Source organism: Duganella sp. GW821-FHT01E12, from assembly GCF_059422325.1.
This window is the reverse complement of sequence record NZ_JBWKWR010000005.1, coordinates 49,589-64,575: the sequence shown is the minus strand read 5'-3', so window position 1 is coordinate 64,575 and position 14,987 is coordinate 49,589. Positions and strand designations below refer to the sequence as shown.

11 protein-coding genes are annotated in these 14,987 nt (G+C 62.6%); 10 read left to right on the top strand and 1 reads right to left on the bottom strand.

The window, feature by feature from the left end:
- The first annotated feature begins 16 nt into the window (after positions 1-16).
- Positions 17-973 carry a VTT domain-containing protein gene (locus tag AC07WS_RS16105; RefSeq protein WP_494730066.1) on the top strand — a complete coding sequence of 319 codons (957 nt, stop codon included), beginning with the start codon at positions 17-19 and terminating at the stop codon, positions 971-973.
- Here AC07WS_RS16105 and AC07WS_RS16100 read toward each other — a convergent pair.
- Entirely contained in the window at positions 970-1,443 is a 474-nt protein-coding gene (locus AC07WS_RS16100) for a hypothetical protein (protein ID WP_494730065.1), read from the bottom strand. The two genes, AC07WS_RS16105 and AC07WS_RS16100, sit on opposite strands and share 4 nt — an antisense overlap.
- A gap of 262 nt (positions 1,444-1,705) precedes the next feature.
- Here AC07WS_RS16100 and AC07WS_RS16095 point away from each other — a divergent pair, with 262 nt between their 5' ends.
- From AC07WS_RS16095 to typA, 9 genes are all read left to right on the top strand, one after another.
- Positions 1,706-2,731, top strand: a complete 1,026-nt coding sequence (locus AC07WS_RS16095; RefSeq protein WP_494730064.1) for a glucokinase — start codon at positions 1,706-1,708, stop codon at positions 2,729-2,731.
- Between the two features lie 320 nt (positions 2,732-3,051).
- Complete coding sequence (gene scpB / locus AC07WS_RS16090) at positions 3,052-3,831, top strand: SMC-Scp complex subunit ScpB (protein ID WP_494730063.1); 780 nt, start codon at positions 3,052-3,054, stop codon at positions 3,829-3,831.
- On the top strand, positions 3,818-6,019 hold the full coding sequence (locus AC07WS_RS16085) for a pseudouridine synthase (RefSeq protein WP_494730062.1): 2,202 nt from the start codon (positions 3,818-3,820) through the stop codon (positions 6,017-6,019). The genes scpB and AC07WS_RS16085 overlap by 14 nt, the downstream gene beginning before the upstream one ends.
- Before the next feature lie 353 nt (positions 6,020-6,372).
- Positions 6,373-6,861, top strand: coding sequence for a ribosome maturation factor RimP (rimP, locus tag AC07WS_RS16080; protein ID WP_117013340.1), 489 nt, complete (start codon positions 6,373-6,375; stop codon positions 6,859-6,861).
- Positions 6,858-8,423: a transcription termination factor NusA gene (gene nusA, locus AC07WS_RS16075; protein WP_494730061.1), complete on the top strand. Its 1,566-nt coding sequence runs from the start codon at positions 6,858-6,860 to the stop codon at positions 8,421-8,423. Before rimP ends, nusA begins: the two co-directional genes overlap by 4 nt.
- A 46-nt stretch (positions 8,424-8,469) precedes the next feature.
- The gene (gene infB / locus AC07WS_RS16070) at positions 8,470-11,343 is read left to right on the top strand and encodes a translation initiation factor IF-2 (RefSeq protein WP_494730060.1); all 2,874 of its coding nucleotides are present in this window, start codon (positions 8,470-8,472) and stop codon (positions 11,341-11,343) included.
- A 90-nt stretch (positions 11,344-11,433) separates the two neighbouring features.
- Positions 11,434-11,835, top strand: a complete 402-nt coding sequence (gene rbfA / locus AC07WS_RS16065) for a 30S ribosome-binding factor RbfA (protein ID WP_494730059.1) — start codon at positions 11,434-11,436, stop codon at positions 11,833-11,835.
- Positions 11,836-11,850: 15 nt separating this feature from the next.
- A complete protein-coding gene (truB, locus tag AC07WS_RS16060; RefSeq protein ID WP_494730058.1) occupies positions 11,851-12,786 on the top strand; it encodes a tRNA pseudouridine(55) synthase TruB in 936 nt (311 codons plus the stop codon).
- A 141-nt stretch (positions 12,787-12,927) separates the two neighbouring features.
- Positions 12,928-14,760 (top strand): translational GTPase TypA, encoded by a 1,833-nt coding sequence (gene typA, locus AC07WS_RS16055; protein WP_494730057.1) that lies wholly within the window; start codon positions 12,928-12,930, stop codon positions 14,758-14,760.
- Positions 14,761-14,987 lie beyond the last annotated feature (227 nt).

Here is a 14,987-nt window from a genome sequence, read left to right as displayed (position 1 = left end):
AAGATAAGATATCCGAATGGCGAACTTAATCCTTTTATTGCAAGAATATGGCGTACTGATCGTGTTCGCCGTGGTCCTGGTCGAGCAGATCGGCTTGCCGATTCCCGCGTTCCCGCTGCTGATCGTGGCCGGCGCCCTGACGGTCAACGGCGACAGCAACTGGCTGGCCGTGCTGACGGTGAGCGTGATCGCCTGCCTGATCAGCGACTATTTCTGGTTCCGCGCCGGCCGCTACTACGGCAAGCGCATCCTGCGCCTGTTGTGCAAGATTTCGCTGTCGCCGGACTACTGCGTCAGCCAGACCGAGGACAACTTCAACCGCTGGGGCCCGAAGGCGCTGGTGGTGGCCAAGTTCATTCCCGGATTCAACACCATCGCGCCGCCGCTGGCGGGCGCCCTGGGCACCACCAACGCCACCTTCCTCGGCTTCAGCATCGCCGGCGCCATCGTCTGGAGCGGCACCGGCATCGCCATCGGCGCCGGCTTCCACACCCAGATCGACCAGGTGCTGGACATCCTGAGCACCATGGGCACCACCGCGCTGATCGTGCTGGGCGTATTGTTGCTGCTGTTCGTCGCGTTCAAATATGTCGAGCGCAAGCGCTTCCGCCAGTCGGTGGAAATCGAGCGCATCACCATCGACGACCTGAAGAAGCTGCTGGAGCAGGGCAAGCAGCCGGTGCTGATCGACGCCCGCAGCACGACGGCGCAGATGCTGGAGCCGGCGGTGCCGGGCGCGCTGCTGTTCAACGGCGGCGAGCCGATTCCCGAGCTGATCGCGCTGGACAAGAATCACCACATCATCGTCTACTGCAGCTGCCCGAACGACGTCACCGCCGCCCACGTGGCGAAGGAGCTGATCAGCCACGGCTACACCCGCGCCCAGCCCCTGCACGGCGGCCTCGACGCCTGGAACGCCGCCTTCGGCACGCCCCGCGAGGTGGACGAGGGCAACGCCGCGTCAGTGGGCTAGTCTTTGGCGGGAAGCTGCTGTTCTATCAGCTTCAGGCTGTCATGGTCGTATTGATAGTAGAACGTGCCGTTCGGCTCCTGCTCGTTGCGCATTCCTCGGATAATGAGCAGCGTACTGTCGGGCCGGAATTCGATAGGTTCCGCGTCGTTATCCAGGCCGCAGCAAACGGTAAATGGTAGCCAGGCGACCTTGCCGCTACGCGCATCCAGTATTGCCCCCATCAAGCATTGCGCCCCGCAGCCCCAGGCGCTCAGCACATAGTGCCCGGCAAAATTAACCCGCTGCTTAGCCGCTGCACTGAGCCTGCTGTGAAATTCCCGGTCCATCTCGGTGCGGAACACAGGTTTTGCGACAGGGCCAAGGTAGTGCTCGTTGGTGTGGAACCGGGAAAATGACAATGATTCGGGCTTCGCCGCTCCGATAGCGGAACAGAGGACAAGCATCGTTGTGAGGAAAAACGAAGGTTTCATGGCTGGTGTGGAGTCTTCGCGGTCCTGAAAAACAGTGCAAGTTCAAGATTGCATGCGTTTTTCCGCGTCGGTTTTGAGCCCGCGCAACCGCTCTGTTTCTGCCGATATGGCTTGCTAAAACCGTAGTCATACTACGCAAAAAATATTCCACATTGTAATTTCATGTGGCAAAGCTGCTGCATGTGTACTAAAACTACAAACTTCGCTTGCTTCGGATAGTGAAAATACCTTAAGCTTAGGCCTCAACTATTTTCGATCTATCATGACAGCTCAGTCCCTCCAAACGCCTCCCTCCCTGACCACTGCATTCCCGGGTGGCCCGCGTCTGCTGGCGGACATCGGCGGCACCAACGCGCGGTTTGCGCTGGAAACCGCCGCGGGCAAGATTGAGGCGATCGAAGTGCTGGCTTGCGCCGCGTATCCGACCTTGGCCGCCGCCTTGGTCGCCTACCTGGCCTCGCCGACCGTCGCCCAGGCCGGCGTCACCGGCATCCGGAATGGCGCGATCGCTATCGCCAATCCGGTCACCGGCGACATGGTGCGCATGACCAACCACCACTGGGAATTCTCGATCGAGGCGCTGCGCCGCGAAGTCAATTTCGACACGCTGGTCGTCGTCAACGACTTCACCGCGCTGGCCAGTTCGCTGCCGCAGTTGTCGGCCGCGCAGAAACATCAGGTCGGCGGCGGCACGGCCATCGCCGGCACGCCGCTGGGCCTGATCGGCGCCGGCACCGGCCTCGGCGTTTCCGGCCTGATCCCGGGCAAGGATGGCTGGACCGCGCTGCTGAGCGAAGGCGGCCACGTCACCTTCTCGCCGGCCAATCCCACTGAAGTCGCCATCCTGCAATATGCATGGAAGGAATTCGAGCACGTTTCGGCCGAGCGCCTGATGTCCGGCGCCGGCATCGAGTTGATCTACCGCGCGCTGGCCCACCACACCGACATGCCGGCCGAAAAGCTGAGCGCCGCAGAAATCTCGCGCCGCGCGCTGGCCGGCGAGTGCACGCTGTGCGACGAAGTCATCGAGGCTTTCTGCTGCATGTTGGGCACCATTGCCGGCAACGTCGCCGTCACGCTCGGCGCGCAGGGCGGCATTTATATCGGCGGCGGCATCGTTCCGCGCCTGGGCGAGCGTTTCGACCGCTCCGGCTTCCGCGCCCGCTTCGAATCCAAGGGCCGCTTCAACCAATACCTGTCCGCCGTGCCGACCTGGGTGATCACGGCAGAATACCCGGCGTTTGTAGGCGTTTCCGCAATCTTGTCGGAAAGACTTGCTGCGGCGTAAGGCTAGTTACATTTCGATGAAGTCGAAATGCGCTTTTTACCGTTTTATCGGGTACAATTCGGCTTGTTGGATGAAACGTCTCTGATCGGTCACGTATGTTTTCGCCCGAAAACTGCGCTTCCCGAGTACGTTTTACGTAGAAAGCAAGGGCCTCGGCCATTGCCGGCATGTCCCTCTCTCCCGCCTGGCGCGCATCGGCCCGGGCGTCGGAAAAACAGCTTCAGCGAGTATTCCAGCTGTCAGCGCCATGGGTGCTGGCCATTGCCTCACTGAATGTGATTGAATTCTTTCTTGCATAAAAATGCAACCACAAGATTGCTATGGATACAGCTGAGGCTAAAAGAGTCCTCGAAACCGCTTTGCTATGCGCTCGTGAGCCATTGTCGATCCACAGTCTGAAGAAGCTGTTTGTCGAAGTGGACGATCAAGACCGGCCGCGCGGTCCCGGAGTCGGTTCCGATACGATCAAGGAATTGCTCGAAGAATTAAGGCTGGACTGGGCCGGCAAGGGTGTGGAAGTGATCAGCCTGTCGACCGGCTGGCGCTTCCAGAGCCGCCCCGAGATGAAGTTGTATCTCGACCGTCTGAACCCGGAAAAGCCGCCCAGGTACTCGCGGGCGACGCTGGAAACACTGGCGATCATCGCCTACCGGCAACCGGTCACCCGGGGCGATATTGAAGAGATACGCGGCGTAGCCGTCAATTCGCAGACGATCAAGATGCTGGAAGACCGCGGTTGGGTAGACGCCATCGGTTACCGCGACGTCGTCGGCCGCCCGGCATTGCTGGGCACGACCAAGCAGTTTTTGGATGATTTGGGCTTGAATTCGTTGTCCCAGCTGCCTCCTTTGCAGCAAATCAGCGACTCGCAGGGCGGCGGACCAGACATGGAAGCGCTGGAAGCGGCCCTGCAGGAAAACTTTGACAAAGCGGCGCACCAAGCCGCGCAACAACCAGATGGTACGGAGAGCGAGTTGCCAGTGGCCGAAGCAGAAGCCGCGACTAGCCCGGAAGCCGGCCAAGAAGCACAAACACAATCCGCGCCCGATGTAACGGTTGACGCTGAGCACAACCAAGAAACGAATAATGAACAATCCTAATTCCCCAGATGCAGTCAACGACGTGGTGCCGGCAGAAGTAAGCGCCAAGCCTAAACGCCGTACCAAAGCCCAGATCGAAGCCGAAGGCAAGGCGGATGCGCCGAGCGCAGCCGGCGACGCGCCAGTCGCCGCCAAGGCCAAGCGCAAGACCAAGGCCGATGTAGAAGCCGCCGCCGATGCGCCGGCCCCGGTGAAGAAGCCGCGCGCCAAGCCGGCCGCCAAGTCCGCCGATGCCGCCGAGGCCGCGCCGCAGGCTGCCGCGCCAGCGCCGGTTGAAGCGCCGGCCAAGGCGCCGCGCGCCAAGAAGCCGGTCGCCGCGGAGGCCACGCCGGCAGTGCAGGTCGCCCCGGACGCAGTTGCCGCCCCGGCAGTCGAAGCGCAAGCCGCTCCTGCCGACGGCGAGCGCGCAGCGCGCGGCCCGCGTGGTCCGCGTGGCCCGCGCCAGATGCGCGAACAGCGCGCCGTGCGTGAAGCGATGATGCCGCGTCCCGAGCCTGTCGCGGCGGCCGAAGGCGAAGCCGCCCCGGCAGTGGACGGCGCAGCGCCAGTCGAAGGCGGCAAGCCACGTCACGAGCGCGGCCCGCGTCCGGACGGCCAGCGCAACGGCAAGCCGGCGCATGCCGCCGGCGGCAAAGGCAAGAACGGCAAGCAGCGCGGCGGCCAGAACGCCGGCGGCGCCAAGCTCAGCGATGCGGACGCCGCGTTTTCCTACGTCACCTCGGACGCCTTCGACAGCGACGAGCCGGCCAAGGGCCGCCACGCCGCGCCGAAAGTGGTGCGCCGCGACCTGACCTCGGACGACGACGCGCCCAAGCTGCACAAGGTCCTGGCCGAAGCTGGCCTGGGCTCGCGCCGCGACATGGAAGACCTGATCGTTGCCGGCCGCGTGTCGGTCAACGGTGAGCCGGCCCACATCGGCCAGCGCATCCTGCCGACCGACGCGGTGCGCCTGAACGGCAAACTGATCCAGCGCCGCGTGAGCAAGAAACCGCCGCGCGTGCTGGTGTACCACAAGCCGGCCGGCGAAATCGTCTCGATGGACGATCCGGAAGGCCGTCCGTCGGTGTTCGACCGCCTGCCGACCATGAAGGCCGGCAAATGGCTGGCCGTCGGCCGCCTGGACTTCAACACCGAAGGCCTGCTGCTGTTCACCACCTCCGGCGACCTGGCCAACCGTCTGATGCACCCGCGCTATCACATCGACCGCGAGTACGCCGTGCGCACGCTGGGCGTGCTGGAAGAGGGCATGCGCCAGAAGCTGCTGGCCGGCGTCGAGCTGGAAGACGGCCTGGCGCAGTTCTCCAAGATCGCCGACGGCGGCGGCGAGGGCATCAACAAGTGGTACCGCGTGATCATCGGCGAAGGCCGCAACCGCGAGGTGCGCCGCATGTTCGAGGCGATCGGCCTGACCGTGTCGCGCCTGATCCGTACCCGCTACGGCGCGATGACGCTGCCAAGCAACCTGAAGCGCGGCCGTTGGGAGGAGCTGGAAGAGAACACCGTGCGCGACATGATGAGCGCCTACGGTGTCGAGAAAAAGGGTGGCGACGCGCCTGCGCCGCGCGGCAAGGGTCCGCAAGCGCAGCAAGCCAAGCCGGCCCAGAACAAGGGGCCGGAAAAGCGTCCGCAGCGCGGCCGCGGCGACGACCGCGACTTCGACGACGATGATGAGGACGATCACGACGAACCGAACTTCAACCGCGCCGACGTCAGCAATGACAACGTGATGCCGTTCGCAAAATCCCCGCGCGGCAACGGCCGTGGCCAGGGCGGTTTCGGCGGCGGCCAGGGTCGTCCAGGCGGCAATGGCCAGGGACGTCCGGGCGGCGCCCAGGGGAGCGGCCGTCCAGGCGGCAACGGCCAGGGCCGTCCGGCCGGTGGCGCGCAGACTTCGGGCCGTCCCGGCGGTCGTCCGCAAGGCATCGGCGGTTACGCCGGCGGCCGTCCGCTGGGCGAAGGCCCGGCGCGTCCGCAAGGCCAGGGTCCGCGTCCGCAAGGCCAGGGGCGCGGCCAGGGCGGGCAAGGGCAGGGCGGCGGCCAGTCGGCCAAAGGGCCTAGCCGTGGTCCGCGCCAGCCCGATCCGCTGCAGACCACTTTCGGTTTCGGCAACGCCAGCGCGCCGCGCCGCAACCAGCCGCCGCGCGGCGGCGCCATCGACCATGGCATGCCGCGCCGCCGCAAGGGTTAATTGCATGCCTCACCCCGCACGGCAACGACGCCGCGGGGTCTGACCCTGTACGGGGTCAGATCCCTCTGTCGCAGTGCGGGTTAAGGCAGTGCATCGCCCCTGTTTCCGGGGCTTCTGGCCTTTTATGAACTGTTGTAAGCCTGCTTATCCGCGCCATGCGGCATTGCAGCGCAGTCCATATAAGGTTATAATAACCAGCCTAGTAAAAGTTCTTCACGGGGTAGTCCCCTGAGAATGCTTTCATCTGGCTAGGTATTACAAGAAGATGGGCAGATGCCCATTTTTTTTTTGGTGAACCGTTTTGAACGGTCTGTTTTTAATAAGTGGAAACAGGCCTTGATCTGGAGAATTTCTTGCAGCTGCCGGAATTAATTGAAAAGACCGTTACCGGTCTGGGCTATGAGCTGGTTGATGTCGAACGGGCCGAGCGCGGACTGCTGCGCGTCTTTATCGATTTCAGCGCAGCCGACGCCGAGGAAAAAGGCCCGATTACCGTAGAGGATTGCGCTACGGTCAGCCACCAGCTGTCGCACGTGCTGACGGTCGAGAACGTGAACTATGAGCGTCTCGAAATCTCGTCGCCAGGGCTAGATCGCCCGGTGCGCAAGCTGGAAGATTTCGTGCGTTTTGCCGGTTGCGAAGCAATCGTCAAGCTGCGCACCGCAATGCCGGGTACGAACAACCGGAAGTCGTTCCAGGGCGTTCTGCAAGAACCCCAGGGCGACAATTTGTCGTTGGAATTTGAAAGCAATGATGGTCCGGCGCTGTTGGAGTTTACGCTCGCCGATGTGGATAAGGCACGCTTGGTGCCACAGGTGGATTTTAAGGGACGCAAAGCATGAGTCGCGAAGTTTTGTTATTGGTAGACGCGCTGGCGCGTGAAAAGAACGTCGATAAGGATGTGGTTTTCGGCGCGCTGGAATTCGCGTTGGCGCAAGCCACGAAGAAACGCTATGAAGGTGAAGTGGATATTCGCGTTTCGATCGACCGCGAGTCGGGTGAGTTCGAATCCTTCCGCCGCTGGCACGTCGTGCCCGACGAGGCCGGCCTGCAACTGCCGGACCAGGAAATCCTGCACTTCGAAGCCAAGGAACAGATTCCGGACATCGAAGTGGACGACCACATCGAAGAGCCTATCGAATCCGTCGAATTCGGCCGCCGCTTTGCGCAAGACACCAAACAGGTCGTCCTGCAGCGCGTGCGTGACGCCGAGCGCGAACAGATCCTGGTGGACTTCCTGGAACGCGGCGACTCGCTGGTCACCGGCACCATCAAGCGCATGGAGCGCGGCGACGCGATCGTCGAGTCGGGCAAGATCGAAGCCCGCCTGCCACGCGACCAGATGATCCCGAAGGAAAACCTGCGCATCGGCGACCGCGTCCGCGCCTTCATCCTGCGCATCGACCGCAATATGCGCGGCCCGCAGGTGATCCTGTCGCGCACCGCGCCAGAGTTCATCATGAAGCTGTTCGAGCTGGAAGTGCCGGAAATCGAGCAAGGCATGCTGGAAATTAAATCGGCGGCGCGCGATGCTGGCGTGCGCGCCAAGATCGCCGTCTACACGGCCGACAAGCGCATCGATCCGATCGGCACCTGCGTCGGCATGCGCGGTTCGCGCGTGCAGGCCGTGACCGGCGAGCTGGGCGGCGAACGCGTCGACATCGTGCTGTGGTCCGAAGATCCGGCGCAGTTCGTCATCGGCGCGCTGGCTCCGGCCAACGTCTCGTCGATCATGGTCGACGAAGAGAAGCACGCGATGGACGTCGTGGTCGACGAGGAAAACCTGGCGATCGCCATCGGCCGCTCCGGCCAGAACGTGCGCCTGGCCTCCGACCTGACCGGCTGGAAGATCAACATCATGACGGCCGAGGAATCGGCCGACAAGGCAGCCCAGGAAACCGCGGCGGTGCGCGCACTGTTCATGGAAAAACTGGACGTCGACCAGGAAGTCGCCGACATCCTGGTGGAAGAGGGCTTTGCCAGCCTGGAAGAAATCGCCTACGTGCCGATCTCCGAAATGCTGGAAATCGAATCGTTCGACGAAGATACCGTCAACGAACTGCGCACCCGCGCCCGTGACGCCCTGGTCACCGAAGCGATCGCTTCGGAAGAAGGCCTGGAAGGCATGGACGAGGCGCTGGTCGGTCTGGAAGGCATGGACCGCGTCACCGCCGGCAAGCTGGGCCTGGCTGGTATCAAGACTGTAGAAGCATTTGCTGCACTGGCCTACGACGAATTTGGCGCCATCCTGGCCCTGTCCGCCGACCGTGCACGAGAACTGATTAAGAGTGAATTTGAAGATGTGACCGACGATGAGATGAAGTTGGTTGACTCAAAGTACGACGACCGTGCCAAAGGCTTGCAAGCCAAGGCATGGAGTCTTGCCGAATCCGCAAAGGCTTAATTTGAGTATCTTTATCATCTCCGCGACACATAGAAAAGAGGACTGAATGGCGAGTAACAACGTAGCCCAATTTGCCACCGAACTGAAGATGCCTGCAGATTTGCTGCTGACGCAGCTGCGTTCTGCCGGCGTCGAAAAAAGTTCGACGTCAGATCCATTGTCGAAAGATGATAAGGATAAGCTGCTTGATCACTTGCGCCGTACCCACGGTGCATCGGCTGATACCGAAAAGAAGAAGATCACGCTGACGCGCAAAGAAACCACTGAAATCAAGCAGGCCGACGCCAATGGCAAGGCCCGCACGATTCAGGTCGCTGTGAAGAAGGTACGCACCTTCGTCCAGCGCGACGAGCCGGTCGCCGCCGCGCCGGTGGCGCCTGCCGCCCCGGTGGTCGACGCCGCCGAGGTCGCACGCCGCGAGGAAGAAGCACGCAAGCAAGCGGAACTGATCGCACGTCAGGAAGCGGAACTGCGCGAGAAGCAGGAGCGCCTGGCCAAGCTGGAATCGGAGAAGGAAGCGCAAGCGAAAGCCACCGCCGCCGCCGAAGCCGCCGCCGCCAAGGAAGCCGACGCCGAAGCGAAGAAAGCCGCCGCCAAGGCCGCTGCCGCCGCGACCGCCACCGCAGCCGGCGCCGCGCCAGCCGCGACCGACGCCGCTGCCGAAGAGAAGAAAAAAGCCGCCGCCGAGGAAGCCAAGAAGAAGGCCGCCGCAGCCGCCAAGGAAGCCGCCGACAAAGCGGCCGCCACCGAGCTGGCACGCAAGGCCGTGGCCGACGAGGTAGCACAGATCAAGGCCATGATGAACGCGCCACGCCGCGCCATCAAAGCCCCTGAACCGGCGCCTGCGCCGGTCAAGGCCAAGGTTGCCGAAGGCACGCTGCACAAGCCAGCCACCGGCGCCGCCGCCAAACCGGGCGACAAGCCTGGCGACAAGAAGCCGGTCAGCGCGGACAAGAAGTCGATCAAGTCGGCCAATGTCTCGTCGACCTGGCAGGACGACGCCAAGAAGCGCGGCGCCCCTGGCGGCGCAGCCGGCAAGGGCCGTGGCGGCAACACCGGTTCGACCGGCGGCCGCGATGGCTGGCGCAGTGGTGGCAAGGGCGGCCGTCGTGGCGGCCATGCAGACGACCGCGAAACCAATTTCCAGGCGCCGACCGAAGCCGTCGTCAAAGACGTCTACGTGCCGGAAACCATCACCGTTGCCGAACTGGCGCACAAGATGTCCGTCAAGGCATCCGAGGTCATCAAGCAGCTGATGAAGCTGGGCCAGATGTGCACCATCAACCAGGTGCTGGACCAGGAAACCGCGATGATTCTGGTCGAGGAAATGGGCCACAAAGCCTTCGCCGCCGAGATGGACGATCCGGAAGCGCTGCTGGCCGACCAGGGTGAGCACGCTCACTTTGAATCGGTGCCGCGCGCACCGGTGGTCACCGTCATGGGTCACGTCGACCACGGCAAGACCTCGCTGCTGGATTACATCCGCCGCGCCAAAGTGGCGTCGGGCGAAGCCGGCGGCATTACCCAGCACATCGGCGCGTACCACGTGGACACCCCGCGCGGCACGATCACCTTCCTCGATACGCCGGGTCACGAGGCCTTCACGGCCATGCGTGCCCGCGGTGCGAAGGCTACCGACATCGTCATCCTGGTGGTGGCAGCCGACGACGGCGTGATGCCGCAAACGAAGGAAGCGATCGCCCACGCGAAAGCGGCCGGCGTGCCTCTGGTTGTCGCGATCAACAAGATCGACAAACCGGGCGGCAACGTGGACCGCGTCACGCAGGAGCTGGTGGCGGAACAAGTGGTGCCGGAAGAATACGGTGGCGAATCGCCATTCGTGCCGGTGTCGGCCAAGACCGGCCAGGGCATCGACGCCCTGCTGGAACAGGTGCTGCTGCAGGCCGAAGTGCTGGAGCTGAAAGCCCCGATCGACGCGCCTGCGCGCGGTCTGGTGGTCGAAGGCCGTCTGGACAAGGGCAAGGGCCCGGTCGCGACCGTGCTGGTGCAGTCCGGTACGCTGAAGCGCGGCGACGTGATCCTGGCTGGTTCGTCCTTCGGCCGCGTTCGCGCGATGCTGGACGAAAACGGCAAGCCGATCAACGAAGCCGGTCCATCGATCCCGGTCGAAATCCAGGGCCTGACCGAAGTGCCGCAAGCCGGCGAGGAAGTCATGGTCATGGCGGACGAGCGCAAGGCCCGCGAAATCGGCCTGTTCCGTCAAGGTAAGTTCCGCGACGTGAAGCTGGCCAAGCAGCAAGCCGCGAAGCTGGAAAACATGTTCGACCAGATGGCCGAAGGCGAAGTGAAGAATCTGCCGCTGATCATCAAGACCGACGTGCAGGGTTCGCAGGAAGCGCTGGTCGGCTCGCTGCAGAAACTGTCGACCTCCGAAGTGCGCGTACAGGTTGTGCACGCGGCGGTGGGCGGCATCACCGAGTCGGACGTCAACCTGGCGGTGGCCTCGAAAGCGGTCATCATCGGCTTCAACGCCCGTGCCGATGCACAGGCGCGCAAGCTGGCCGAGTCGAACGGCGTGGACATCCGCTACTACAACATCATTTACGATGCGATCGACGAGATCAAATCGGCGTTGTCGGGCATGTTGGCGCCGGAGAAGCGCGAAACCGTTATCGGTCAGGTCGAGATTCGCCAGGTCATCCTGGTCTCGAAAGTCGGCGCGGTTGCCGGCTGCCTGGTCACCGATGGCGTGGTCAAGCGTTCGTCCTCGGTACGCCTGCTGCGCAACAACATCGTGGTGTGGACCGGCGAGATCGACTCGCTCAAACGCTTCAAGGACGACGCGAAAGAAGTGCGCGCCGGCCTGGAGTGCGGCCTGTCGCTGAAGAACTACAACGACATCCAGGTGGGCGACTCCCTGGAAGTGTTCGAAGTTCAGGAAATCGCTCGTACGCTGTAATCAGTTGCGATTAGAGTAGTTTTAACCGGGTGGACGGGAGCATACTTGCTACCGTCCACTTGGCGTTTATGGAAAGCAGTACCGTATATCATGGCTAAACACAGTAAAACCATACCCCAGCGCGGTCAGCGCGTGGCGGACCAGATCCAGCGCGACCTGTCCGAAATCATCGCCTTCGAGCTGAAGGATCCGCGCGTGGGCATGATCACCATCACCGAAGTGCAGGTGACCCCGGATTATGCGCACGCCAAGATCTTCTTCACCATGCTCAAGGACAGCAAAGAGCAGGTCAAGAACACCGTCGACGGTTTGTCCGCCGCGGCCGGCTACATGCGCGGCCAGCTGGGCAAGCGTCTGCACATCCACACGCTGCCGATGCTGCACTTCGTGCACGACACCTCGACCGCGCGCGGCATGGAGCTGTCGGCGCTGATCGACCAGGCCAACAGCACCCGCTCGCTGGACGATGACGAAGGCAAGGCCGAGGAATAAGCTGCGGCTGCACCCATGAAGCAAAACCATCCTAAAAAAGTCCGCGACCTGGTCGACGGCGTGCTGCTGCTCGACAAGCCGGTCGGCTACTCCAGCAACGATGCACTGATCAAGGCCAAGCGCGTGCTCAACGCCAAGAAGGCCGGCCACACCGGCACGCTCGATCCGTTCGCCACCGGCCTGCTGCCGCTGTGCTTTGGCGAGGCCACCAAGTTCTCGCAGGATTTGCTGGAAGCCGACAAGACCTACGAGACCACGGTGCACCTGGGCCAGACCACCGACACCGGCGACACCGAGGGCGAAGTCATCGACACCCGCGAGGTCAACGTCACGCTGGAGCAAATCCACGCCGTGCTGGAAAAATTCCGCGGCCCGATCGCGCAAGTGCCGCCGATGTACTCGGCGCTCAAGCGCGACGGCAAGCCGCTGTACGAATACGCGCGCGCCGGCATCACGCTGGAGCGCGAGGCGCGCAACGTCGTCATCCACAAGCTGGAGCTGGTGTCCTACGAGGCGCCGATGCTCAAGCTGGTGGTCACGTGCAGCAAGGGCACCTACATCCGCGTGCTGGGTCAGGACATCGGCGAAGCGCTCGGCTGCGGCGCCCACCTGAACGCGCTGCGCCGCATCCAGGTCGGCCCGCTGACCACGGAAGGCATGCTGACGCTCGAACAGCTGAGCGCGCATCCAGCGCCGCTCAGCCTGCTGGCGCCGGTCGATGCCTTGCTGTCGAGCTTCCCGGCCGTGCACCTGAACGCCGAGCTGGCCAAGCGCTTCCTCAACGGCCAGCGCCTGGCGCTGGGCAAGGAACCCGTGAATCTGGCCAACCCGGTGCCGGCCGAACAGGGCAGGGTGCGCGTCTACCTCGACGACAAGCTGCTTGGCACCGCCCAGCTGGGCGAGTACAGCATCTTGGCGCCGGAGCGCCTGATCGCCTTTGTGCAGTCCTAAGCCCCAATAAAGCAACTCTTTGAAAATATTCAGGATTTCCGGGAGAGTTGCACCGCAACATGCTATACTACGCGGTTCCAGAAATTGGCCACTCCCGTACGTCACGTACGCACCCGCAGTTTTTCAGCAAATATAACGACCATGTCTACTACAAAACGCGCAATTCGTAATATCGCCATCATCGCCCACGTTGACCACGGTAAAACTACCCTGGTGGATCAACTGCTGCGTCAGTCCGGCACCTTCCGTGAAAACCAAGCGGTCGACACCCGTGTCATGGACTCGAACGACCTCGAAAAGGAGCGCGGCATTACGATTCTGTCGAAGAACTGCGCCGTTGAATACGAAGGCACCCACATCAACATCGTCGACACCCCAGGCCACGCCGACTTCGGCGGCGAAGTCGAGCGCGTGCTGTCGATGGTGGACTCGGTTCTGCTGCTGATCGACGCGCAGGAAGGCCCGATGCCACAGACCCGCTTCGTGACCCGCAAGGCGCTGGCGCTGGGCCTGAAGCCTATCGTCGTCGTCAACAAGGTCGACCGTCCGGGCGCGCGTCCTGAGTGGGCCATCAACCAGACCTTCGAACTGTTCGACAAGCTGGGCGCCACCGACGAGCAGCTGGACTTCCCTGTCGTCTACGCCTCGGGCCTGAACGGCTACGCCGGCCTGACCGAAGACGTGCGCGGCGGCGACATGAAGCCGCTGTTCGACGCCATCCTGGAACACGTGCCTGTGCGCGACGACAATCCGGAAGGCCCGCTGCAGATGCAAATCACCTCGCTGGACTACTCGTCCTACGTCGGCAAGATCGGCATTGGCCGCGTCAACCGCGGCACCGTCAAGGTTGGCCAGGACGTTCTGGTCATCAATGGCCCAGGCGCCACCCCGATCAAAGGCCGCATCAACCAGGTGCTGAACTTCAAGGGCCTGGAGCGCGTGCTGGTGAACGAAGCTGTCGCCGGCGACATCTGCCTGATCAACGGTATCGACGAAATCGGCATCGGTTCGACGCTGTGCGCGCTGGACACCCCGGAAGCGCTGCCGATGCTGACCGTCGACGAGCCTACCCTGACCATGAACTTCATGGTCAACAACTCGCCGCTGGCCGGCCGCGAAGGCAAGTTCGTCACCTCGCGCCAGCTGCGCGACCGTCTGGACAAGGAACTGAAAGCCAACGTCGCTCTGCGCGTTGCACAAACCGACGACGACACCGTCTTCGAAGTGTCGGGCCGCGGCGAGCTGCACCTGACCATCCTGATCGAAAACATGCGTCGCGAAGGCTTCGAGCTGGCCGTGTCGCGTCCACGCGTGGTGTTCAAAATGGTCGATGGCGTGCGCTATGAGCCGTTCGAACAACTGAGTGTTGACGTCGAAGAAGCCAACCAGGGCGGCGTGATGGAAGAACTGGGCCGTCGTCGTGGCGACCTGCAGAACATGGAATCGGACGGCAAGGGTCGTGTGCGTCTGGAATACAAGATCCCGGCGCGCGGCCTGATCGGCTTCCAGGGCGAATTCATGACCCTGACCCGCGGCACCGGCCTGATGTCGCACGTGTTCGACGAATACGCGCCGGTGGACAACAGCAAGGGCGAACTGGGCGGCCGCCGCAACGGCGTGCTGATCTCGCAGGACGACGGCGCCGCCGTGGCCTACGCGATCTGGAAGCTGCAGGATCGCGGCCGCATGTTCGTGGTCCACAACGACCCGGTGTACGAAGGCATGATCATCGGCATCCACTCGCGCGACAACGACCTGGTCGTCAACCCGATCAAGGGCAAGCAGCTGACCAACGTGCGTTCGTCCGGTACCGACGAAGCCGTGCGCCTGGTGCCGCCTATCCAGATGTCGCTGGAATACGCCGTGGAATTCATCGACGACGACGAACTGGTGGAAATCACCCCGAAATCTATCCGTCTGCGCAAGCGTTTCCTGAAAGAACACGAGCGTAAGAAGGCATCGCGCGAAGCGTAATTCCGCTTCCGGATAGTTCTCTGAAGAAAGCCGCCCAGTGCAAACTGGGCGGCTTTTTGTCATTCTGGAGGGCTGTTGGCGAGAGGGGGTGACAATGTGAAATTCAGCGATATGAGGAAATAGCATTTCTTCATGCGGTTTTCGCACAAATTTACTTAATATAGTTTCGTAAAATCAGGATTTTCCGTGCACCAGCATGGCGGCTTTTGCACCAAAATGGTGCAATA

What these genes read in the sequence shown, in the direction of transcription:
- AC07WS_RS16105 (WP_494730066.1), top strand. Translation starts at nt 17, where the DNA reads ATGGCGAACTTAATCCTTTTATTGCAAGAATATGGCGTACTGATCGTG.
- AC07WS_RS16100 (WP_494730065.1), bottom strand. Translation starts at nt 1,443, where the DNA reads ATGAAACCTTCGTTTTTCCTCACAACGATGCTTGTCCTCTGTTCCGCT.
- AC07WS_RS16095 (WP_494730064.1), top strand. Translation starts at nt 1,706, where the DNA reads ATGACAGCTCAGTCCCTCCAAACGCCTCCCTCCCTGACCACTGCATTC.
- scpB (WP_494730063.1), top strand. Translation starts at nt 3,052, where the DNA reads ATGGATACAGCTGAGGCTAAAAGAGTCCTCGAAACCGCTTTGCTATGC.
- AC07WS_RS16085 (WP_494730062.1), top strand. Translation starts at nt 3,818, where the DNA reads ATGAACAATCCTAATTCCCCAGATGCAGTCAACGACGTGGTGCCGGCA.
- nusA (WP_494730061.1), top strand. Translation starts at nt 6,858, where the DNA reads ATGAGTCGCGAAGTTTTGTTATTGGTAGACGCGCTGGCGCGTGAAAAG.
- infB (WP_494730060.1), top strand. Translation starts at nt 8,470, where the DNA reads ATGGCGAGTAACAACGTAGCCCAATTTGCCACCGAACTGAAGATGCCT.
- rbfA (WP_494730059.1), top strand. Translation starts at nt 11,434, where the DNA reads ATGGCTAAACACAGTAAAACCATACCCCAGCGCGGTCAGCGCGTGGCG.
- truB (WP_494730058.1), top strand. Translation starts at nt 11,851, where the DNA reads ATGAAGCAAAACCATCCTAAAAAAGTCCGCGACCTGGTCGACGGCGTG.
- typA (WP_494730057.1), top strand. Translation starts at nt 12,928, where the DNA reads ATGTCTACTACAAAACGCGCAATTCGTAATATCGCCATCATCGCCCAC.